Annotated in this window: 19 protein-coding genes, 1 pseudogene and 1 riboswitch; of the genes and pseudogenes, 5 read left to right on the forward strand and 15 right to left on the reverse strand. The window is 64.3% G+C overall.

Features of this window, described 5'->3' with window-relative positions; all coding sequences use genetic code 11:
- Positions 1 to 209 precede the first annotated feature (209 nt).
- Positions 210 to 1088 (reverse strand): serine hydrolase domain-containing protein, encoded by an 879-nt coding sequence (locus ACSMEV_RS13360; protein ID WP_459205571.1) that lies wholly within the window; start codon positions 1086 to 1088, stop codon positions 210 to 212.
- A gap of 543 nt (positions 1089 to 1631) precedes the next feature.
- On the opposite strand from ACSMEV_RS13360, the gene ACSMEV_RS13365 reads away from it, so the two are divergent.
- Both ACSMEV_RS13365 and bla read left to right on the forward strand, forming a co-directional pair.
- The gene (locus ACSMEV_RS13365) at positions 1632 to 1844 is read left to right on the forward strand and encodes a DUF3077 domain-containing protein (protein WP_459208345.1); all 213 of its coding nucleotides are present in this window, start codon (positions 1632 to 1634) and stop codon (positions 1842 to 1844) included.
- 181 nt (positions 1845 to 2025) lie between these two features.
- Complete coding sequence (bla, locus tag ACSMEV_RS13370; RefSeq protein ID WP_459205572.1) at positions 2026 to 2898, forward strand: class A beta-lactamase; 873 nt, start codon at positions 2026 to 2028, stop codon at positions 2896 to 2898.
- 141 nt (positions 2899 to 3039) lie between these two features.
- On the opposite strand, the gene ACSMEV_RS13375 is transcribed toward bla, so the two are convergent.
- From ACSMEV_RS13375 to ACSMEV_RS13395, 5 genes are all read right to left on the reverse strand, one after another.
- Entirely contained in the window at positions 3040 to 4035 is a 996-nt protein-coding gene (locus tag ACSMEV_RS13375) for an aldo/keto reductase (RefSeq protein WP_459205573.1), read from the reverse strand.
- Positions 4036 to 4153: 118 nt separating this feature from the next.
- Complete coding sequence (locus ACSMEV_RS13380; protein WP_459205574.1) at positions 4154 to 5005, reverse strand: LysR family transcriptional regulator; 852 nt, start codon at positions 5003 to 5005, stop codon at positions 4154 to 4156.
- A gap of 216 nt (positions 5006 to 5221) precedes the next feature.
- Positions 5222 to 5446 (reverse strand): hypothetical protein, encoded by a 225-nt coding sequence (locus ACSMEV_RS13385; RefSeq protein ID WP_459205575.1) that lies wholly within the window; start codon positions 5444 to 5446, stop codon positions 5222 to 5224.
- 75 nt (positions 5447 to 5521) lie between these two features.
- The gene (locus ACSMEV_RS13390) at positions 5522 to 6253 is read right to left on the reverse strand and encodes a carbon-nitrogen hydrolase family protein (RefSeq protein WP_459205576.1); all 732 of its coding nucleotides are present in this window, start codon (positions 6251 to 6253) and stop codon (positions 5522 to 5524) included.
- A gap of 111 nt (positions 6254 to 6364) precedes the next feature.
- On the reverse strand, positions 6365 to 6520 hold the full coding sequence (locus ACSMEV_RS13395; RefSeq protein WP_459205577.1) for a DUF2986 domain-containing protein: 156 nt from the start codon (positions 6518 to 6520) through the stop codon (positions 6365 to 6367).
- 157 nt (positions 6521 to 6677) lie between these two features.
- Between ACSMEV_RS13395 and ACSMEV_RS13400 the strand changes: the two genes are divergently transcribed.
- The 3 genes and pseudogenes from ACSMEV_RS13400 to ACSMEV_RS13410 form a co-directional block, all read left to right on the forward strand.
- Positions 6678 to 8882 (forward strand): OsmC domain/YcaO domain-containing protein, encoded by a 2205-nt coding sequence (locus tag ACSMEV_RS13400; protein ID WP_459205578.1) that lies wholly within the window; start codon positions 6678 to 6680, stop codon positions 8880 to 8882.
- Positions 8883 to 8897: 15 nt separating this feature from the next.
- Positions 8898 to 9434, forward strand: coding sequence for a histidine phosphatase family protein (locus ACSMEV_RS13405; RefSeq protein ID WP_459205579.1), 537 nt, complete (start codon positions 8898 to 8900; stop codon positions 9432 to 9434).
- Positions 9435 to 9505: 71 nt separating this feature from the next.
- Positions 9506 to 9988: pseudogene (locus ACSMEV_RS13410) on the forward strand (EAL domain-containing protein); the annotation flags it as partial.
- A 56-nt stretch (positions 9989 to 10044) separates the two neighbouring features.
- Here the strand turns inward: ACSMEV_RS13410 and ACSMEV_RS13415 are convergent.
- The 9 genes from ACSMEV_RS13415 to ACSMEV_RS13455 all read right to left on the reverse strand — a co-directional run bounded on the left by ACSMEV_RS13415 (position 10045) and on the right by ACSMEV_RS13455 (position 20461).
- A complete protein-coding gene (locus ACSMEV_RS13415) occupies positions 10045 to 11304 on the reverse strand; it encodes a hypothetical protein (RefSeq protein ID WP_459205580.1) in 1260 nt (419 codons plus the stop codon).
- Positions 11305 to 11643: 339 nt separating this feature from the next.
- Positions 11644 to 12888, reverse strand: a complete 1245-nt coding sequence (locus tag ACSMEV_RS13420; RefSeq protein WP_459205581.1) for a saccharopine dehydrogenase family protein — start codon at positions 12886 to 12888, stop codon at positions 11644 to 11646.
- A 30-nt stretch (positions 12889 to 12918) separates the two neighbouring features.
- Entirely contained in the window at positions 12919 to 14016 is a 1098-nt protein-coding gene (locus ACSMEV_RS13425) for a carboxynorspermidine decarboxylase (RefSeq protein WP_459205582.1), read from the reverse strand.
- Positions 14017 to 14328: 312 nt separating this feature from the next.
- Positions 14329 to 15684 (reverse strand): OprD family porin, encoded by a 1356-nt coding sequence (locus tag ACSMEV_RS13430; protein WP_459205583.1) that lies wholly within the window; start codon positions 15682 to 15684, stop codon positions 14329 to 14331.
- Complete coding sequence (locus ACSMEV_RS13435; RefSeq protein ID WP_459205584.1) at positions 15681 to 16121, reverse strand: pseudoazurin; 441 nt, start codon at positions 16119 to 16121, stop codon at positions 15681 to 15683. Before ACSMEV_RS13435 ends, ACSMEV_RS13430 begins: the two co-directional genes overlap by 4 nt.
- 16 nt (positions 16122 to 16137) lie before the next feature.
- The gene (locus tag ACSMEV_RS13440) at positions 16138 to 16926 is read right to left on the reverse strand and encodes an ABC transporter ATP-binding protein (protein ID WP_459205585.1); all 789 of its coding nucleotides are present in this window, start codon (positions 16924 to 16926) and stop codon (positions 16138 to 16140) included.
- Complete coding sequence (locus tag ACSMEV_RS13445) at positions 16923 to 17942, reverse strand: FecCD family ABC transporter permease (RefSeq protein WP_459205586.1); 1020 nt, start codon at positions 17940 to 17942, stop codon at positions 16923 to 16925. Before ACSMEV_RS13445 ends, ACSMEV_RS13440 begins: the two co-directional genes overlap by 4 nt.
- Positions 17939 to 18946: an ABC transporter substrate-binding protein gene (locus ACSMEV_RS13450; protein ID WP_459205587.1), complete on the reverse strand. Its 1008-nt coding sequence runs from the start codon at positions 18944 to 18946 to the stop codon at positions 17939 to 17941. Before ACSMEV_RS13450 ends, ACSMEV_RS13445 begins: the two co-directional genes overlap by 4 nt.
- Before the next feature lie 125 nt (positions 18947 to 19071).
- A riboswitch (cobalamin riboswitch) is annotated at positions 19072 to 19268 on the reverse strand.
- Positions 19269 to 19294: 26 nt separating this feature from the next.
- Positions 19295 to 20461 carry a DUF1624 domain-containing protein gene (locus ACSMEV_RS13455; RefSeq protein ID WP_459205588.1) on the reverse strand — a complete coding sequence of 389 codons (1167 nt, stop codon included), beginning with the start codon at positions 20459 to 20461 and terminating at the stop codon, positions 19295 to 19297.
- Positions 20462 to 20480 lie beyond the last annotated feature (19 nt).

A 20480-nucleotide genomic window follows, 5' to 3' on the forward strand; every position in this document is an offset into this window, starting at 1 on the left:
ATCGTCGTGTTTAGGAAACGTCTTACGCAACCAGTACTGGTGCATCTGGGACCCATATGTGTCCCTGACATTCAGACCATACCGGCTGTTGAAAACATTAGCTGTCGATAAGACAGTTGTACGCAGAAATCCTTGGCACCTGGCGGCCGCCATTTCCGGTCTTTCCACCTTGCGCACCGCTGTCGTCCCACCGTGGTGGAGCTTTCGCGCTATTGGAACGCTCGCAAGAGCCGTTCTACAGCGGCCGTTTCGACAGATCCTTCGGTCCCGTTCAACGCATACACAGCACAACACGCTGACGCATCACCGATCTGCGCGCGGTAAACGGCAAATGTGCTGCCTGGTCCTTGACCCGTATGCCCGCACAGCGTGATACCACCATCGATCGAACCCTGCATCACACCGAGCCCATAGCCGGCCGTAAACCACGGACGTCCGGCGATGGGGCCTCCCAACATCCGTGCCGTACGCATTTCCCCAATGAGCGTTGGAGGGAGAAAGTCACTGGCGAGAAGTCGCTCCAGGCAAAGCACGGCTTGCGACAGGGGCCCGATAAGTAAGCCGTGGTAGACCCAGGCCGGGTCATAGTCCGGGGTGGCGCCGAGAGGGCTGCTTCGCATGTCTTCACGCGTTCTCGCGAAGCGAACGCTTTGTAGCCCAAATGGTGCCAGAGTGCGGCGATCCACGGCTTCATCGAGTGTCAGTGCTGTCAGACGCTCGATGAGCCGGCCCACCCGCCAGTAGCCGACATTGGAATAGCGCCAACCTGTTCCAGGGTCGTACCTGAGCCTGGTGCCGTCCAAGCGCTGCATCATGTCCTCGACCGGCCACGCGGACTCGCCGTTCGCGACAGCGGCATGGTAGGCCGGGAGCTCGCCGTAATCAGCGAATCCTGCCTCGTGCCTTAGCAACTGCCGCAAGGTGAAAGGCTCATCGGGTACGTGGTCGTCCAAGCCGTTCAACCCGTCTCGCACGAGCGACAGCGCCGTTGCCGCCAGGACCGTTTTCGTGAAACTCCACCAAGGTACGTTCGGTCCGGCTTGATCGGACCCCTGCAGTCGGCCATTGGAGACGAGCGAATAGAGCATTGGATTGTCGTGATAGGGCAGTAGAAGCCGACAAGATAACCCACCTCCAATGCATCTACATTTCCTACGTTAAGCTGGGCACATTCCTACGCCGGCCTGCTGTTCATCACCAGTCCTAGGAAATACCCTACGCAATCTGTCGACTCCCGTCTGATTGCCCACGGAACCCTTGCCCCCTAGGCTCTCTCGGTCGCTGAAACGTTCAGCGGCCGGGTGTGGAAACCCGCGCAAGCATTCAGAAATCGTCTTCAATGGCGGCTGTACGCGGGAGGCCTTGTGCCTACCGGGTTTCTGAATGCGCTCGGGTTTCCACCCCGTGTACAGCTGCCACCCAACGCGTGGAAACGGAAGGTGCAGCGTCCATCCTGCATTCAGGTGACCACATGAAGAAAATCGTCCCCGATCCGCCACGTTTTCCAGGCATCTCCCGCCTACGGAATATGGACTGCCGCAGTCAGTTTTTTTCAAACCGAGGGATTAGCCATGAATGATCCTCAGACCGGACATCCCGCCATAGATCAAGACCTCCGTTCGACGCCAGTCATGACAGTTTTGCCGGCGTTTCGGCTAGCCTCCAGCGTACCAATCACCTGCGCCCACGAGCACGCGTCCATCCTCCTGGGCTACATCACCCATCTGGTTGAGCAGGGCGATCTCGAAGACGACCACAAGCTGCTGGGCGCCGCGACCTATTTGAGCGCATTGGCCAAAACCCTCCTGGATGACGTCGAATTGACCGAGCTGCCTGCGCCTTAGCAATAGCATCACGTCGAGCCGGCCCAGCGACGTCCAGCAAATGAACGGTGGGTGAAAGCCTGGGCAACCATGCGGAGCGCATCGTTCGAGACATCTGCCCCCATCACGCCTGACGCCCTTGGCTTACCGGTACAAACCCACTAGCCTCCACGCTCCCGTGTTTACAGTGGAAACCCTCGCCATGTCCCTCGCTTTCAAGCGCCGCGCCTTGCTGCAAGGCGCCTTGGCCGGTTCGGCACTTCTGGCCTTACCCGCCTGGGCGACACGCTCGATCAACAGCCAGTTCGAGCAGCTCGAACACACCCACGGCATCACCTTGGGCCTCTACGCCCTGGACACCGGCAGCGGCCGCCACCTGGCCTACCGCGCCGACCAGCGCTTCGCGCTGTGCAGCACCTTCAAGGTCATGCTCGCCGGTGCGGTGTTGCACCTGAGCCAAAAACAGCCCGATTTGTTGGCCAAGCGCATCCGCTTCGATGCCAAGACGCTGGTGGTCTACTCGCCCATCACCCAACGGCACGTCGACGCCGGCATGACCGTCGCCGACCTTTGCGCGGCTGCCTTGCAACATAGCGACAACACGGCGGCCAATCTGCTTCTCGAGGTGCTCGGCGGCCCTGCAGCGCTCACGGCTTTCGCCCGGCGTCTGGGCGACGATGTGTTCCGCCTGGACCGCAACGAGCCGAGCCTGAACAGCGCCTTGCCCGACGACCCGCGCGATACCAGCACGCCGCAGGCCATGGCGACCAGCTTGCAGCGTCTGGCGCTTGGCGACGGCTTGCACGGGCCGGCCCAGCAGCAATTGCAGACCTGGCTAAAGGGCAACACCACGGGCGCAAAGCGCATTCGTGCTGGCGTGCCGGGGGATTGGACGGTCGGCGACAAGACCGGCTCGGGCGATTACGGCGTTGCGACCGATGTCGCCGTGATCTGGCCGCCGAACCGTGCGCCCTGGGTGCTGACGCTCTACACCCGCGCCGCTGAAGCGAAGTCGCCCTGGCGAGAGGCGGCGCTGGCCGAGGCCACCGCTATCGTGGTGCGAACCCTCGGTTGAGCGCCAACACCGAGCCACTGGCCCACACCACGGGCAAGGGCGACACACCGTGCGCCGGAAACTGGAACAGGTGCACCGCCGTCGCGGCAGCGCACCTCAAAGGCGGGAACGGGCGCGGGTCGAGATCCGCGCCCGGTTGCATCACTTGAACCCCGTCACCTTGTGCGGCACATACGGCGCTTCCAATCGGGCGATCTCCTCCGCAGTCAGCTTCAACTCGAGTGCTGCAATGGCATCGTCCAGCTGCGCCGGCTTCGACGCCCCGACGATCGGCGCCGACACGCCAGGGTTATTCAGCACCCAGGCCAACGCCACCTGCGCCATCGGCACGCCACGCTCCAGCGCGACTTGCTCGACCACATCGATCACCTTGCCGTCTTCCACTTCGCTGCCGGCGAAGAACGACGCGCCCGACTCGTCGCTGAGGATCCGCGCCGTCTGCTGCCCTTGGGGGCGGGTCAGGCGACCGCGCGCCATGGGGCTCCACGGCATCAGGCCGACGCCCTGGTCGCGGCACAGCGGGATCATTTCGTGCTCTTCCTCGCGGTACAGCAGGTTCAGGTAGTTCTGCATCGACACGAAACGGGTCCAGCCATTGGCGGCGGCCGTTTGCTGGGCCTTGGCGAACTGCCAGGCGAACATCGACGAGGCGCCGATGTAGCGCGCCTTGCCGGCTTTCACCACGTCGTGCAGCGCTTCCATGGTCTCTTCGATGGGCGTGTGGTAGTCCCAGCGGTGGATCTGATACAGGTCGACGTAGTCGGTGCCGAGGCGGCGCAGGCTGGCGTCGATGCCGTTGAAGATGGCTTTGCGTGACAGGCCCTGTTCGTTGGGGCGGGCGTCGCCTTGCCACATGTTGGCGGGGTAGAAGACCTTGGTGGCGATCACGGTTTCGTCGCGGCGGGTATAGGCCTTCAGCCATTTGCCGAGGATTTCCTCGGACGTGCCGGCCGAGTAGCTGTTGGCGGTATCGAAGAAGTTGATCCCCTGCTCGACGGCGTGGCGGATGATCGGCCCGCTGTCGGCTTCGCCCAGGGTCCAGGGGTGGGTGCCGGCGTCCGGTTCGCCAAAGGTCATGCAGCCCAGGCACAGCCGGGAGATGTCCAGACCGGTGTTGCCGAGTTTCACGTATTGCATGCGAGTCTCCTATTGCCAAATGCGCGCCCAGCGGGGGGGGCGTGGAAGTGCTGACTAAGTTAACGACGCGGAGCCTGTAAGGAAATTCCCCGTATGCGCAGATTCCATGTGCAGAAATTCACAAGCGCAACAGCGGCTGCAAACAGCTTTGGACGAAGTCGATCACGGCTCTGATGCGCGGAGTGTTGCGCGCGTCTTCGTGCACGGCCAGCCAGATTTCGATGCTCGTCGAGGCACCTGCGCAGCTGACCGCCTCAAGCTGGTGCTCCTCGGCCATGAACGCCGGCAAGCAGGCGATACCGGCGCCGCCGGCCGCCGCCTCGGCCTGGATGCGCAGGTCGTTGCTGTGCAACACGAAGGTGCCGTCGCCCGCTTGCTGGAGCAGCCAGCGTTGCTGAGGTGACTTGGCCTGGGACGCGTCGTAGCCGATATATACCGGCGTTTGCCCGCTGCGCAGGTAGGCGGGGGCGGCGTACAAACGGTATTCGAGGTGGCCTAGCAACTGCGCCACCAAAGTAGGCTCGGTAGGACGGGTGAGGCTGATGGCAAGGTCCGCCTCGCGACGCGCCAGGGAGGCGCGGGACTTGCTGCCGACCAGCTTCAGCGTCAGCGCGGGGTAGCGTGCGAACAACTCGCCGCAACGTCGGGCGATCAGGCTGCCGAGCAGGGCGGGTGGGGCGCTGAGCACCACTTGGCCCTCCACCTGCGCCTGCCCGGCGCTGGCGAAATGCTCCAGGGCGAAAGACGTCGTGAGCATCTGCTGGGCGAAGGCCGCGACGCGTTGGCCTTGCTCTGTGACCAGGTACACCCGCGCGCGGCGGTCGACGAGTTTGAGGTGCAACGAGGTTTCCAACGAGGCGATGCGCCGAGCCACGGTGGCGTGGTCCACGGCCAAGGCCTTGGCGGCAGCCGACAGCGATCCAGCGCTGACGAAGGCGGAGAAATAACGCAAATCTTCCCAATCGAACATGAGGTGCCCTTGAACGGTGAGCGTCGAGGGTAGCGGATTGATGAGGTCAGGCAAGGGGGGTTGGTTGCGCGGGGGGGCTAAGTGCCGGTCTCAGGAGGCGCCCCCTGGTGTGAAGCATCGTCGGGAAGTGGCCGTGAGTCGGCGGAGAAACGGCTTGGGGGAGGGTATTGACAGCGCACCGTGTGTCACACGGCACGCCATAGGCTAGGCAGGCGTTCAGCGCGAAGTCTTGGCCTCGACCTCGGCCAGACGCTCATTGATCTGGCGGGTCTGCTCTTCGAGTTCCTTGACTTCGGTCGGCGTGATGACCTTGTCGACGATCTTGGTGCTCGGGTCGCCCTGCTCGAGAACCGGATCTGGCGAGCCTTCGCCTTTTTGCGCCTGTTCGGAGGAAATCGGACGTGGGACTTTGTCGGCTGGGTTCGAATCGGTGGGTTTCATGGCGTCTCCTCAAAGATCAGGTGTCTGTTCAACAGAACGCGCACGGGCCTGAAAGTTTGATCGGATCGCGTGGCGTCAAGCCAGGACGACCACCTCAGCTCGCCCGCTGGCCAGGTCGTAACACACCAGCGCTTCATCATCGGTGCCTGCCTGACACAACACCTTGCCATCGCCGTCCCATACGCCGGAACCACCGGCGCAAACGAATCCTTCGACCGGGCCGACAGCGTTTGCCATCACCACCGGCATGGCATGCCGCTGGGCAATCAGTGGGTAATGCCGCAACGACGCCTGCACGCCCTCTGCGGATTTCGCGACGCTGGCCAGATACATCTGAGCGCCCAGGTCGGCCATCGCCTGAGCATGCTCAGGTTGCATCGACTCGAAGCAGATGGCCGGCGCCAACCGATAGCCGCCAGTTTCGAACAGCATCGCCGTATCGCCGGGCACGAAGAATGCCTGCTCGTCCGCATACAGCCATTGCTTGGCATAGCCGAGTCTCGGTCGATCCGGCTGGAAGAATACGAGGCTGATCTGCACACCCGACCCATGCCGGGTCGGCATACCAATGGCGATCGACATCCGATGGCGGTCGCTGGCGTACTGAAACACCTCCAGCCGCGCATCGTCCAGGTGCATGGCCTGTTGCGCCGCCCGGCTCGGAGCGTATCCGGTCAGCGACAACTCAGGGAAGAACAACGCTGCGGCGCCAAGGCCTGCGGCGCGCTCGATCACGGTCAGATGGCGTTCGACGCTGCTGCCGAACGAGCCAGGGGTACAAGCGATCTGTGCGGCCACAATGTTCATCGTCCAGCTCCTTGCAGGCTCTGTTCCCGGTCGAGCCTTCACACGTTGTGTTTCGCTGAAGAGCCATCAGCGTCGATCAGAGCGACGAGTCGGCCACTGCCGCAGGTCTGCTCAGTCCACCACTGGCGCCTGTACGGCCTCGGCCTCGAGCCTGGCGCGGTCCGCCTTGCTGACGTACTTGGGCTTGCTGCTGCGTGGCGCGAGCTTGGCGCTAGCCTTCTTGGCGTTGGCCTTGAGCAGTTGGTTGATTTTCTTGCGACGGTTCATGGCGGGCACTCGGTATACGGGGCATAGGCACCCAGCGCTGGGTGCCTGGGAGGGCGGCCATCATAGCAAAAGCCATCGGCCCGCCGGGCAAGACTTCCCCGGCAAAAATCCGGATAATCGCCGCCACTTTTGTTCAGACGGTACCCGGTAATCGCCCATGGAAATCAAAGTCAACTTTCTCGACAACCTTCGCCTCGAAGCGAAGTTCGACGACTTCACGGTGATCGCCGACCAGCCGATCCGCTACAAGGGCGATGGTTCGGCGCCGGGCCCGTTCGATTATTTCCTCGCGTCTTCGGCGCTGTGCGCGGCGTACTTCGTCAAGCTCTACTGCCAGACCCGCGACATCCCCACGGAAAACATCCGCCTGTCGCAGAACAACATCGTCGACCCGGAAAACCGCTATCAGCAGATCTTCAAGATTCAAGTGGAGCTGCCGGCCGACATTTCCGAGAAGGATCGCCAGGGCATCCTGCGTTCGATCGACCGCTGCACCGTGAAAAAGGTGGTGCAGACCGGCCCCGAGTTCATCATCGAAGAGGTCGAGAACCTCGACGCCAGCGCCCAGTCGCTGCTGATGCTCGACCCGAATTCCACCGCGCGCACGCTGATCCCGGGCAAGGACCTGCCGCTGGAGCAGACCATCGCCAACCTGTCCGGCCTGCTCGAAGGGCTGGGCATGAAGATCGAGATCGCCTCGTGGCGCAACATCGTGCCCAACGTCTGGTCGCTGCACCTGCGCGACGCCCAGTCGCCGATGTGCTTCACCAACGGCAAGGGCGCCACCAAAGAGGCCGCCCTGGCTTCGGCGCTGGGCGAGTTCATCGAGCGGCTGAACTGCAACTTCTTCTACAACGATCAGTTCTGGGGCGAGGAGCTGGCCAACGCGCCGTTCGTGCACTATCCCGACGAGCGCTGGTTCCAGCCGGGCCCCGACGATGAGCTGCCCGGCGAGATTCTCGACGCGCATTGCCTGGCCATCTACAACCCGGACGGCGAGCTGCACGGCTCGAACCTGATCGACACCAACTCCGGCAACCAAGCCCGTGGCATCTGCTCGCTGCCGTTCGTGCGCCAGTCCGACGGCGAGGTGGTGTACTTCCCGTCGAACCTGATCGAAAACCTTTATCTGAGCAACGGCATGAGCGCCGGCAACACCTTGGCCGAAGCCCAGGTGCAATGCCTGTCGGAGATCTTCGAGCGGGCAGTGAAGCGCGAGATTCTCGAAGGCGAGCTGTGCCTGCCGGATGTGCCCGAAGCGGTGCTGGCCAAGTACCCCGGCATCGTCGCCGGCATCAAAGGGCTGGAAGACCAGGGCTTTCCGGTGCTGGTCAAGGACGCGTCCCTGGGCGGCGAATTCCCGGTCATGTGCGTGACCCTGATGAACCCGCGCACCGGCGGCGTATTCGCCTCCTTCGGTGCGCATCCGAGCCTTGAAGTGGCGCTGGAGCGCAGCCTCACCGAACTGCTTCAAGGCCGCAGCTTCGAAGGCCTCAACGACTTGCCGGCGCCGACCTTCGAAAGCCACGCGCTGACCGAGCCCAACAACTTCGTCGAGCATTTCATCGATTCCAGCGGGGTGGTGTCGTGGCGTTTCTTCGGCGCCAAACCCGACTACGACTTTGTCGAGTGGGATTTCTCCGCCCAGGGCGAAGACGCCAACGTCGAAGAAGCCGCCACGCTGTTCGGCATCCTCGAAGCGCTCGGCCACGAAAGCTACATGGCGGTGTACGAGCACCTGGGCGCCCAGGCCTGTCGCATCCTGGTGCCGGGTTACTCGGAGATCTACCCGGTGGACGATCTGGTCTGGGACAACACCAACAAGGCCCTGTACTTCCGCGAAGACATTCTCAACCTGCACCGCCTGAGCGACCGCGAGCTCAAGGCCCTGGTCGAGCGTCTGGAAAACAGCGAGCTGGACGAATACACCGAGATCAAGACGCTGATCGGCATCGAGTTCGACGACAACACCCCTTGGGGCCAGCTCACCGTGCTGGAGCTCAAGCTGCTGATCCACGTGGCGCTCAAGCAGTTCGATCCGGCCAAGGAACTGGTGGAGATGTTCCTGCAATACAACGACAACACCGTCGAACGCGGCTTGTTCTACCAGGCGCTGAACGTAGTGCTGGAAATCGAGCTGGACAACGAGCTGCACCTTGCCGACTACGAAGCCAACCTGCGCCGCATGTTCGGCCAGGCGCGCATGGAAGCGGTGCTGGGCTCGGTACAAGGCAGCGTGCGCTTCCACGGCCTGACCCCGACCAGCATGAAGCTCGAAGGGTTGGAGCGACACCAGCGCCTGCTCGAGAGCTACAAGAAGCTGCACGCGGCGCGGGCGCGCATGTCAGCTCGACAAGGCTGACGCTGAGCGGCGGCGGTGCGGGCCATCGAGCTGACCTTGCTGTGCCACGGCGCGACCGAGGCGCAGCGGGTAGGGCGCTTCCATCGGCCAGACGATGCGCTGCGCGACCCGCCTGCGCCGCGTTCCTGGCCGCACGCCCTGCAATGCCTGGTCGCGCCGGAGCAGCGTGCGCTGCAGACTGCCTCGGCCTTGGGTTTGGCGGGAAAGGTGGAGGCGGCACTGTCCGACATCGACCTGGGGCATTGGTGCGGCCTGACGCTCAAGGACGTGGAGCTTGACGCGCCCGAGGCGTTGGAACGCTGGTTTGACGACCCGCTGGCCGCACCCCATGGCGGCGAGTCGCTCCGGCAGTTGAGCACCCGCGTCGGTGCCTGGCTCGACCAGGGTTTGCCGCCTGGGCAATGGCTGGCCGTTACCCACCCTTGGGTGATGCGCGCAGCCTTGCAGCATGTGCTGGGCGGTGCATTGTCGATGGCGCGGCGCGTCGATGTCCTGCCCTTGGCTGAGCTGCGTCTGAACTGGCACGGGTATTGGCGCTTGCGGGTCGAGTGACCCGCGTCGCCTGCGCCTGACTGCTGGCGCCATCGTTTCCCGGTCGTCAGTTGCACTGACCGACCGTGCACCAGTTCGTCCGCAGCGACGTGGTGCGCGACGTGCATCAGGCACTGACTCGCAGCGGCCTGCCAGCACACCGTCTAGAGCTGGAAATTACCGAAAACGTGATGCTCAACGACATCGAAAGCGCTTTGCAGACCCTCAACGCGCTCAAGGAACTGGGCGTGCGTCTGAGCATGGATGACTTCGGCACCGGTTATTCCTCGCTTGGTTACCTGCGCACCTATCCCTTCGACAGCATCAAGATCGACAAGCGCTTCATCCAGGCCTTGGCCAGCAATACCAACGATCGACGCGTGGTGCAGGCGATCATCAACCTCGGTACTGCGATGAACATGACGGTGACGGCCGAGGGGGTGGAGACGGCCGAGCAACTGGCCGTACTGCGCGCGGACCAATGCCATGAGGTGCAGGGATTCCTGCTCAGCCGGCCTATCGAGCATGAAAGCTTGATGACGCTGATGCTGGCGCGAGCGCCTTCGCGGCCTTGAGTACCGAACTTGCCCATGGGCGAGCGCCATCCGCCTCGGCATGGGCAAGGTCAAGGTCAAGCGGTATCGCCCTGCATGCACGGCAGTTGTGCCGAAGAGACAGCGCGCGATGTGCAGGGCAGGGCCTGAGCGTACAGGTTCAGAGGGCATTCCAGGCCGCCGTCGGGATTGCCGAGCAGCAAGCCGTGCAACAGCCGGCTGTACACCGATCTGAGCGACCCAGCCGTCTGCCGCGATCCGCGCGGCGCCCAGCGCTCGCCGATGGCGCGGCGGCCCAGATGGTTCAGTTTGCCGGGGAGGGTGCCGACCACGTGCATGGAATTAACGTTGCAGTGATCGGCGAATTGCAGTGCACCGTGCAGGGCGGTATTGGCCAGGTCCCAGACATGGCAGACCGAGAGGTGTTCGAGCAGTGACTCGGCCACCGCCTGGCTGCGTTCGCGGGCGCGGAAGGCCAAGCCATGTTCGGCGCAGCGGCGTTCGATCTGCCCGTAGACTTCCTCGACGGCCAGGCTGCGGATCAGTTGGGTCAGCTCGCGGTGCCATTCGGGCTTAGGGCCGCGGGCCAAGTCGCGATGCAGATGTCGATAGACCTCGGTGAGCGTTGCGCGTTGCTGGCCGTCGAGGGTGATGTTGCAGATCCAGTGTACGCGCCCGAGGCGCGGTACAGCGGGGTTGGGCACGAAGGCTTCGAGCGGCGAGTGCGGGTCGACCAGCAGCAGGGTTTGCAGGCGCACGCTTTCGAACAGGGCCGTGTCCATGGTTTCGCTAGGGCTCAACAGCAGGGCACCGTGCCCCGGCTCGACAGGCTCGATACGGTCGCTCCACGCACTGCCGCGCGCTTCGATGATGGCCATGAGTGCGAGTTTGCTGCCGATTCCGAGTGAGGCGTACGGCACCATCGACGCCGACCCGACCGCCCAATGGGCGATGATCTGCTCGCGCAGGCGCGCTTGCTGGTCATGCCGGGCGTGATCGCGCTCCTGACTGCAAGGCGCACAGATGCAGTAGCGTTGCAGCCGGTTGTAGGCGGGAAAGTAGTAGCGGTGCTCGCAGGTCAGGCAGAAGGCTTCGTTGACGCTGCGCGCCGGTTGCGACTTGCCGCGCCGACGGGTATGCAGCGGCCGCTCGCACCAGGGGCAGTTCAGGTCGGTACAGGGTAGGGGCGGGAAGGCCCTGATCAAACCGCTGGCTGGCACATCGACGGCGTACTCGACGAGCAGCGCGGCGATGGGTTCGCCGGCCAAGTAGCGCTGGTACAAGGTTTCGATGTCTTCAGCAGCGAGGTGGCTGAGCTTGTGGTGGTAATCCGTCAATGTCGTTCCCCTTGGGCGCGAGGCGTTTGCACGCATAGGGGGAATGATGGAAGCGGGTAAGGCGCGCAGAAAAGCGCAAGGCCTAGAGGTTTTTCTCTGTCGCTTGTAGTCCTTTTCGGAAAATGGTTGCGGGAAGGGAGACTTACGTCAGGGAGGCATTCAGCGGACTTGAATTGTGCGCCAGCGCGGGGCGGCCGACCTCGTCATGCGAGTTTCTCGGCTACCCGACGATTGCCACAAAAAAACTGCCCGCAGCGTACCGGACATCGTCCGGCGCACCACGGGCAGTTTCGTCTTGCAAGGCCTGGAGCCCACGCCATCGGGGCTCGCCGCTAGCCTTTAGACGGGTGCATCCCAGGCACGATCGCCATGCTCGTCCTTCACCCGGGTAGGCAGGCCCATCACGTCCAGTGCCTTGAGGAACGGCTCGGCCGGCAGCTCTTCGACGTTGACCATGCGCTGCACGTCCCACTCGCCACGGGCGACCAGCAGGGCCGCTGCGACGGGTGGTACGCCCGCGGTGTAGGAGATGCCCTGGCTGTCGGTTTCGGCGAAGGCGTCTTCGTGGTCGGCCACGTTGTAGATGAACACTTCGCGCGGCTGGCCGTCCTTGGTGCCTTTGACCAGATCGCCGATGCAAGTCTTGCCAGTGTAGCCGGGCGCCAGCGAGGCTGGGTCGGGCAGCACGGCCTTGACCACTTTCAGCGGCACGACGTCGAGGCCTTCGGCGGTGCGTACCGGCTGCTCGGAAAGCAGGCCCAGGTTCTTCAGCACGGTGAAGACGTTGATGTAGTGCTCGCCGAAGCTCATCCAGAAGCGCACGTTGGGCACGTCGAGGTTCTTCGACAGTGAGTGCACTTCATCGTGGCCGGTCAGGTACAGGTTCTGCTCGCCCACCACCGGCAGATCGTCGGTGCGCTTGACCTCGAACATGCTGTTGCTGGTCCACTGGCCGTTCTGCCAGCTCCACACTTGCCCGGTGAACTCGCGGAAGTTGATCTCCGGGTCGAAGTTGGTGGCGAAGTACTTGCCATGCGAACCGGCATTGACGTCGAGAATGTCGATCGAGTCGATGCGGTCAAAATACTGCTGCTGCGCGAGTTTCGCGTAGCTGTTGACCACACCCGGGTCGAAACCGACGCCGAGAATGGCCGTGATGTTCTTGTGTTGGCACTCTTCGGTGTGTTTCCACTCGTAGTTGCCGTACCAGGGCGGCGTTTCGCACACCTTGCCGGGTTCTTCGTGGATTGCGGTGTCCAGGTAGGCGACACCGGTATCGATGCAGGCACGCAGCACCGACATGTTGAGGAAGGCGGAGCCGACGTTGATGACGATCTGCGATCCGGTTTCGCGAATCAGCGCTTTGGTCGCTTCGACGTCGAGTGCGTTGAGCGAAAAGGCCTGGATGTCTGCGGGTACCTTGAGGCTACCCTTGGCCTTGACGCTGTCGATGATGGCCTGGCATTTGGAGATGTTCCGTGACGCGATCGCAATACGACCAAGCTCGTCGTTATGCTGTGCGCACTTGTGGGCCACCACCTTGGCGACACCTCCTGCACCAATGATAAGAACGTTCTTCTTCAATTTATCTGTTGCTCCTTACTGAATGCCGTCTTAGGACAGGCTGGAAACGTAGTCTTCAAAACCGAACTCACGGACGACGTCGATACTGCCATCGAGTTGCTTGACGACGATGGACGGCATCTTCAGACCGTTGAACCAATTCTTCTTGACCATGGTGTAGCCGGCCGCGTCGACGAACGAGAGACGGTCGCCGATGGCCAGCGGCTTGGCGAACTGGTATTCGCCGAAGATATCGCCGGCCAGGCACGACTTGCCGCAAATCATGTAGGTGTGCTCGCCCTCGCTCGGCGCCAGCTTGGCGTTGAGGCGGTAGATCAGCAGGTCGAGCAGGTGCGCTTCGATGGAGCTGTCGACCACGGCCAGGTGCTTGCCGTTGTACAGCGTGTCGAGCACGGTGACTTCCAGCGAAGCGCTCTGGGTGATGGCCGCTTCGCCAGGCTCCAGGTACACCTGCACGCCGTAGGTGTCGGAGAACGACTTGAGGCGCTTGCAGAAAGCGTCGACGTCGTAGCCTTCGCCGGTGAAGTGGATGCCGCCACCCAGACTGACCCACTGCACCTTGTGCAGCAGGTGGCCGAAGCGTTGCTCGATGTGCGTGAGCATCTGGTCGAACAGGCCGAAATCGCCGTTCTCGCAGTTGTTGTGGAACATGAAGCCAGAGATGTCGTCGATCACCGCTTCGATCTTTTCCGGGTCCCATTCGCCCAGGCGGCTGAAGGGGCGCGCCGGATCGGCCAGCAGGTAGTCGGAGCTGCTGACCTGCGGGTTGACGCGCAGGCCACGGGTTTTGCCGGCGGACTGCTCGGCGAAGCGCTGCAGCTGGCCGATGGAGTTGAAGATGATCTTGTCGCAGTTGGCGAGCATCTCTTCGATTTCGTCGTCGGCCCAGGCCACGCTGTAGGCGTGGGTCTCGCCGACGAACTTCCCCCGGCCGAGCTTGAGCTCGTAGAGCGAGGACGAAGTGGTGCCGTCCATGTACTGCTGCATCAGGTCGAACACCGACCAGGTGGCGAAGCATTTGAGTGCCAGCAGCGCCTTGGCGCCGGACTGCTCGCGCACGTAGGCGATCTTCTCCATGTTGCTGAGCAGCTTGGTCTTGTCGATGAGGTAGTACGGCGTCTTGATCATGGAAAAGGCCTCCCGGCCCGGCCGGCCAAAAAAAGACACGCATTGTGCCTTCACTGGCCTCGGATCGAAAGGGCGCGCGGCGCTTTTCGTCAGCTCGGGGCGAGTGGGGCTTTGAGAGCGTTGGCGTTGCCGTCACGGCGGGGCCGGTGGCAGGCAGTGTCGCAAGGGGGTGTGACGCAATGATGGCAGGTGGTTTGGGTGCCATGCCATCGGCACAGCCGCTCCCCTTTGCGGGTGCCAGGAGGTTTGCGGCGCGGGGATGGACGGCCCATGGCGCATCCCCTGTGGTAGCTCGGCCGAGATTTCCTGCGGTTAGAAACCGCCGCCCAGCGGGTATTCCACCGCCAAGCGCACCTGATTGCTGTCCAGTTCGGCCTGGGCGGTGTTGCCGCGGTGCACGTCGTGGCGCAGCGAGAAGGTCAGGCCTTTGGCCTGGCCCGACTGCACCACATAGCGCGCTTCCAGGTCGCGCTCCCAGTGCTTGCCGCCTTGACCATAGCCCAGATAGGCATAGCCGCCGCTGGAGTCGACATGGCTGCCGTCGATGTCGAAACCGCGCACGTACAACGCGCTCAGCAGCAGGCCAGGCACACCGACGCTGGACAGGTCGAAGTCATAGCGCGCCTGCCAGGATTTCTCATTGGGCGCGTTGAAGTCCGACAGTTGCACGGCGTTGGTCAGGTAGATGGCGCCGCGGCTGACGTAGTCGAACGGCGTGTCGCCGTGTACCTGCTGCCAGCCCAGGCTCAGGGTGTGGGCATCCTGACGATAGCGCGAGATCAGGCTCCAGGTGACGTTGTCGATGCGCCCGGACAGCGCCTTGCCGGTATCGCGGGTACGGTAAAGGTTCAAATCCAGGTTGAGGCTGCGGTGCGCGTCCAGCGCGTGGCTGAAGGTGCTGCCCAGGTATTGCTGGTTCCAGGTGTCGTCGTAATGCGAAGTATAGAGGCTGGCGCCGAACGCGGCCGTGGGGTTCCACACCGCGCCGGCCACATCGATGCTGTCGCCGCGCTTGCCGTTGGAATAGTTGACTACAAGGCCATTGCCGTGGCTCGACGCGTTGCGGTCGGCATCGTCTGTGAAGTGCCCGCCCACCAGTTTGAGGGTGTCGATCTCGTCACTGTTCAGCCACCAGCCGGTGAAGGTCTCCGGCAACAAGCGGCTGTCGGAGGCGCTGAACACCGGGGTCTTGAGGCGTTGCTCGCCGTAACTCAGGACCGTGTTGGACACGCGCATCTTCACCGCCGCCCCGGCGCGGTCGAAGCTGCGCTGCGGATGGCCGTCGTTGTCCACGGCCAGCAAGCGCACCTTGCCGGCACGGCCGCCGCCGCTATCGAGCCTGACGCCGAGCAAGGCGTGGGCGTCGATGCCGAAGCCTACCTGGCCTTGAGTGAAGCCCGACGTGAAGGTGCCGATCGCCCCATAACCCCATTCCTCGGCCAGGTCGCTGCGCTCGCTGCGAGGCTTGTAGGCGTTGCGCGCCGCGCCGTTGCGGCCTCCATTGTGGTAGTCGCGGCGGTCGTAGACGCTGCGGTTGAGCAGGCTCCAGCGGCTGTCTTCGACGAACCCCCTGGCGGCCGATTGCGCCGACTCGTCGGATTCGGCGGCGGCCAGCGGTGCGATACCCAGCAGCGGCAGGAGCAGGGCGGCGCGGGTCAGATGGCTCATCGTCCGGCCTCCAGCTTCGCGCGTTGCGCTTGAAGACGCGTTGCGGCGCGGGCCGGCAAATCGCTCGGCCATTGCGCCGCGCTCAAGTCGGCATCGCCCACCTGGATCAGCATGACCATGCCCATGGCCAGGTGCGGAATGCACTGAATGCCATACAGCCCCGGCTCGCTGAAGCGTTGTTCGGTGGCCTGATTGAGTTTGCCCTTGAACGGCTCGGTGCCCTTGGGCCAAAGCGCGGGCAGGGTGGCGGCGTTGTGGCTGGCGTGGGTGGGTATGAAGCGCACGCTGTCGCCCGGGGCGATGCGCAGGTGGTCGGGCTCGTAGACCATGGCGCCGTCGCCGCCGCGGTTGAGCATCTTCACTTCATGGATCTCGGCCTGGGCCTGGGGTGCGAACATCAGGCCGGCGAGGCACACGGCAGCGGTGAATCGGAGCATGGGTAGGTTTCCAGCGTCAGGGCGTGCGCAAGCGCAGGATGCGCGCGCCGTCGTAAGGGTCGGTGAGGTAATGGGCGTGCACGCCGAAGGTGCTCAGCAGGCGCGCGGGTGTGAGCACGTCGAAGGGTGCGCCGAGCGCCACCAGGCGGCCTTGGTCGAGTACGGCCAGACGGTCGCAGGTCAGGGCCTGGTTGAGGTCGTGCAAGGCCACCACGGTACTGATCGGCAACGCCTGCACGCAGTGCAGCAGGCTCAGCTGGTGCTGGATGTCGAGGTGGTTGGTCGGCTCGTCGAGCAGCAACACCTGCGGTCGCTGGGCCAGGGCACGAGCGATGTGCACGCGCTGGCGCTCGCCGCCCGACAGCGAGCCCCACACCCGTCGTTGCAGGTGCACGGCATCGACGTCGCGCAGCGCCCGCTCGACGATGGCGCGGTCGGTCTCGCCGAAGGGGGCCAGCGCCGACAGCCAGGGTGTGCGGCCCAGGGCAACGGCTTCGAAGACGCTGATGGCGTCGTGGGTGTCGGCCTGTTGCTCGACCAATGCCAGGGTTTGCGCGACGCGCCGCCGCGGCAAATCTGCGAGCGGCTCGCCGAGCAGTTGCACGCTGCCCTGGCTGGGCGTGCGTAACCCAGCCAGCAGCTTGAGCAAGGTGGACTTGCCAGAACCATTGGGGCCGACCACGCCGAGGGTTTCCCCGGCCAGCAGTTGCAGGTCGATGTCGTGCAGCAGCGGGTGGCCGCGCACGCTCAGGCCCAGACCCGCGCAGCTCAGCGGTGCCAGGCGCACGGCCGCGAGATTGCTCATGAGCGCCCCCGGCGGCTGACCAGAATCAAGGCGAACACCGGCGCGCCGATCAGCGCCGTGACCACGCCTACCGGAATCACCTGCCCAGGTAGCAAGGTGCGCGAGAGGATGTCGGCGCAAATCAGGAACAGCGCGCCGCCCAAGGCACTGGCCGGCAGCAGTCGCGTATGCCCCGGCCCGAGCAGCAGCCGCAGCGCATGAGGAATGACCAGCCCGACGAAGCCGATGGCGCCGACGATCGACACCATCACCGCCGTAACCAGCGCCGCGCAGCTGATCAATAGCAATTGCGTGCGGCGTACTGGCACCCCGAGCGAGGCCGCCGAATCGGCGCCGAAGGTGAAGGCATCGAGGCTGCGCCGATGCCACAGGCACACCGCCAGGCCCAGCAGCGCCACCGGAACCGCCAGGCCTACCGACGGCCAGCGCACCCCGCTGAGGTTGCCCAGCAGCCAGAACAGAATGCCGCGCGCCTGCTCGGCCGTGGCCGACTTGGTGATCAGGAAGGCGGTGATGGCGTTGAACAGCTGCGACCCGGCGATGCCGGCCAGGATCACTTGCGCGTTGTTGTGCGCAGGTCCGGCCGCACGGGACAGCAGCACCACCAGGGCGAAGGCCGCCAGCGCGCCGATGAAGGCCCCGGCCGACAGCGACAGCGCCGCGCCGCCGATACCCAGCAGGCCCACCGCTACCGCACCGGTGGAAGCGCCGGCCGACAAACCCAGCAGGTAGGGTTCGGCGAGGGCGTTGCGCAGCAAGGCTTGCAGGATCACCCCGCAGGTCGCCAGGCCCGCCCCGCACGCCGCTGCCACCAGGGTGCGGGTCAGGCGGTAGTTCCAGACGATGCCGGCATCGATCGGGTCGACCGCGTAGCCGGCTTGCCACAGGTGGTTGGCCAGTACTTGGTAGACCACCCGTGGCGCCACGCTGGTTTCGCCGATGCTGATGCCGGCCAGCAAGGCGCCGACCAGCGCCAGCAGTGCCAGGACACCGCCTGGTAGCAATCGCTGGCTCACGGCGCCGCTTTACCGCTGGCGAAGGCGTCCGACAGCGTCTCCAGCCCCCGGAACAGACGGATCCCGGCCTGCATAGCGTCGGCGTCGAGGATGATGATGCGTCCTTGCTTGACCGCGTCGAGGTTCTTCGCCACCGGGTCGGTGCGCAGGAATTCGAGTTTTTTCCGGTAGTCGTCGGCCGGGAAGCGGCGACGGTCCATGCGCGCGATGATCAGCCAGGTGGGATTGGCCTTGGCCAGAGTCTCCCAGCCGACGGTGGGCCATTCCTCTTGGGACTCGACCACATTGCGCACCCCGAGGGTTTGCAGCATGAAGTCGGCCACCCCTTGGCGCCCGGCCACATAGGGGTCGATGTCGAGGTCTGCGCTGGAGAACCAGAACAGCGCGCTGGTGCCCGACAGGTCCTTGCCGGCCAACTGCGCTCGGGCCTTCTCCAACTGCCCACGCAGTTGGGCATTGAGCGCCTCGCCGCGGGCCTGCACGTCGAAGATTTCGGCCAGCTGGCTGACGCTCTTGTAGATGGAGTCGACCTTGAACGGCTGCAAACGGGTGCCGTCGGCGCCGACCAGGTTGTCCTTGCCTTCGCAGTCGGAGGGCAGCAGGTAGGTGGGAATGTTCAGCTCGTGGAACTGCTGGCGCGTGCCGACCACGCCTTGCTCGCCGACCATCCATTCGAACTGCGCGGTGACCAGTTGCGGACGTTTGCCGACCACGGCCTCGAAGCTCGGGTCGTTGTCGGCCAGACGCGGCACCTTGTCGTTCTGCGCCTTGAACTCGGGCAACACATCGTTGAACCACAGCGAGGTGCCGGCCAGGCGTTCGCCCAGGCCCAAGGCGTAGAGGATTTCGGTGCCGGCCTGGCCGATGGTCACCGCACGTTGCGGCGCCTCGGCGAAAGTCTGCGGCATGCCGCAGTTGTCCACGGTCAGCGGGTAGTGCGTGGCGGCGGCCTGGGCCAAGCCGGAGAAGCCGAGGGCGGTGAGCAGGGCGGTGAAGCGTAGCATTGGAACGATCTCCTATCGTGGTGCAGCGGACCGCGCGCACGGACAGGCATCGTCTGCGCCGCCTGCGCGAGGCAGGCGGTGCCACCCTGGACAGGGTGCCGATGGCCGTCCCGGACACCCCGCCGGTCGGTGAATGTGTGCCGGCAGGTCTCCTGACTGGTGCGTCCTGGCCTGGCTCCGGCCTTCCCGGACAGGTCCAGTGGCATTCGAGGAGCAGGCTCGGCACCTACAGTTGCGGGGGCAGTTTCGTTTGGCCCGCGGCTGGGCGGGCGACGAATTCCCTATTAATTCCTGGGGGGAAACCGGCGGGCGGCATGGTAGACCATCACCCGCTGGCAGGGAACCTCTTCACAGGTATTTGAGCCAGGCGATGTCGCGGCGCCGGGCCTTGAGCCGGGCGAAGGCGCGCACCGGCAGGTACAGCGCCAGCGCCAGCAGGACCGCACACAGCCATACCGCGCCGATGCTGTCGAAGCCGAAGTATTGCCCTTGATTGAGGCCGAACAGCGCCACGCACACCAGATAGGCGAGCTTGAGCACGTACAGGTGCAACAGATAGAAGAACATCGGTGCTGCGCCCAGTACTGCCAGCACACCGATCCAGCGTGCCTGGCCGGCGCGCTCGAAGCCGCGTAGCAACAGCAGGCCCACGCCCAGGGTCAGGCACAGGAACAGCAGCGAAGGCGGGTACTTGGTGATGTTGAGCAGGCTCATGAGGGTTTGCAGGGCGCTAGGGTAGCTGCTCCAGGGCGCTTCGCCGTAACCGTTGAACAGCCGCAACGCGACGAACGCCAGCAGCGCCAGCGCTGCGGTGGTCAACAGCCGACGTTGACGCTGGGCCGCATCGCTACCGCGGGCGAACCAAGGACCCATGGCATAACCCAGGGCGATCACGCCGATCCACGGCAATACCGGGTACGAGGTGCGCAGACGCATGTGCTCGGACACCTCCAGCCAGCCACGGTCATGCAGGATCGCCCATAGCACGTGCAGCGCAGAGCCTTCGCCAAAATGCACGGCGTCGAGCAGGTTGTGCCCGACGACGATCACCAGGCCCAGCGCGATCAGCGCCGCACGCGGCAACCACACCAGCGCCGCCAGCGCGATCATGCTCACGCCGATGGCCCAGATCACCTGCAGGTAGACCACGCTCGGCGGCAGCTGGAAGGTCCAGGCGAAGTTGACCACCGTGAACTCCAGCACCACCAGGAACAGGCCGCGCTTGAACAGGAACGCTGCGACATCGCCCCGGCCCTGGTGTTTCTCACCATAGAGCCAGGCCGAAAGGCCTGTGAGCAGCACGAACACCGGCGCGCACAAATGCGCCAGGGTGCGGCTGAAGAACAGACCGGGTTCGGTCGTGGCGATCGCCATCGGGTCGCCGACCTGATGGTGCAGGAAGAAAGTTTCGCGGACGTGGTCCAATAACATGAACATAATCACCAGGCCACGCAGCGCGTCGATGCTTTGCAGGCGTTGGGTGATCGGGGTTGGGGTGGCGTGTGCGCTTGTCATGGAGGATCGCAGGCAAGGG

The sequence above is a fragment of the Pseudomonas sp. MLB6B genome (assembly GCF_054508135.1).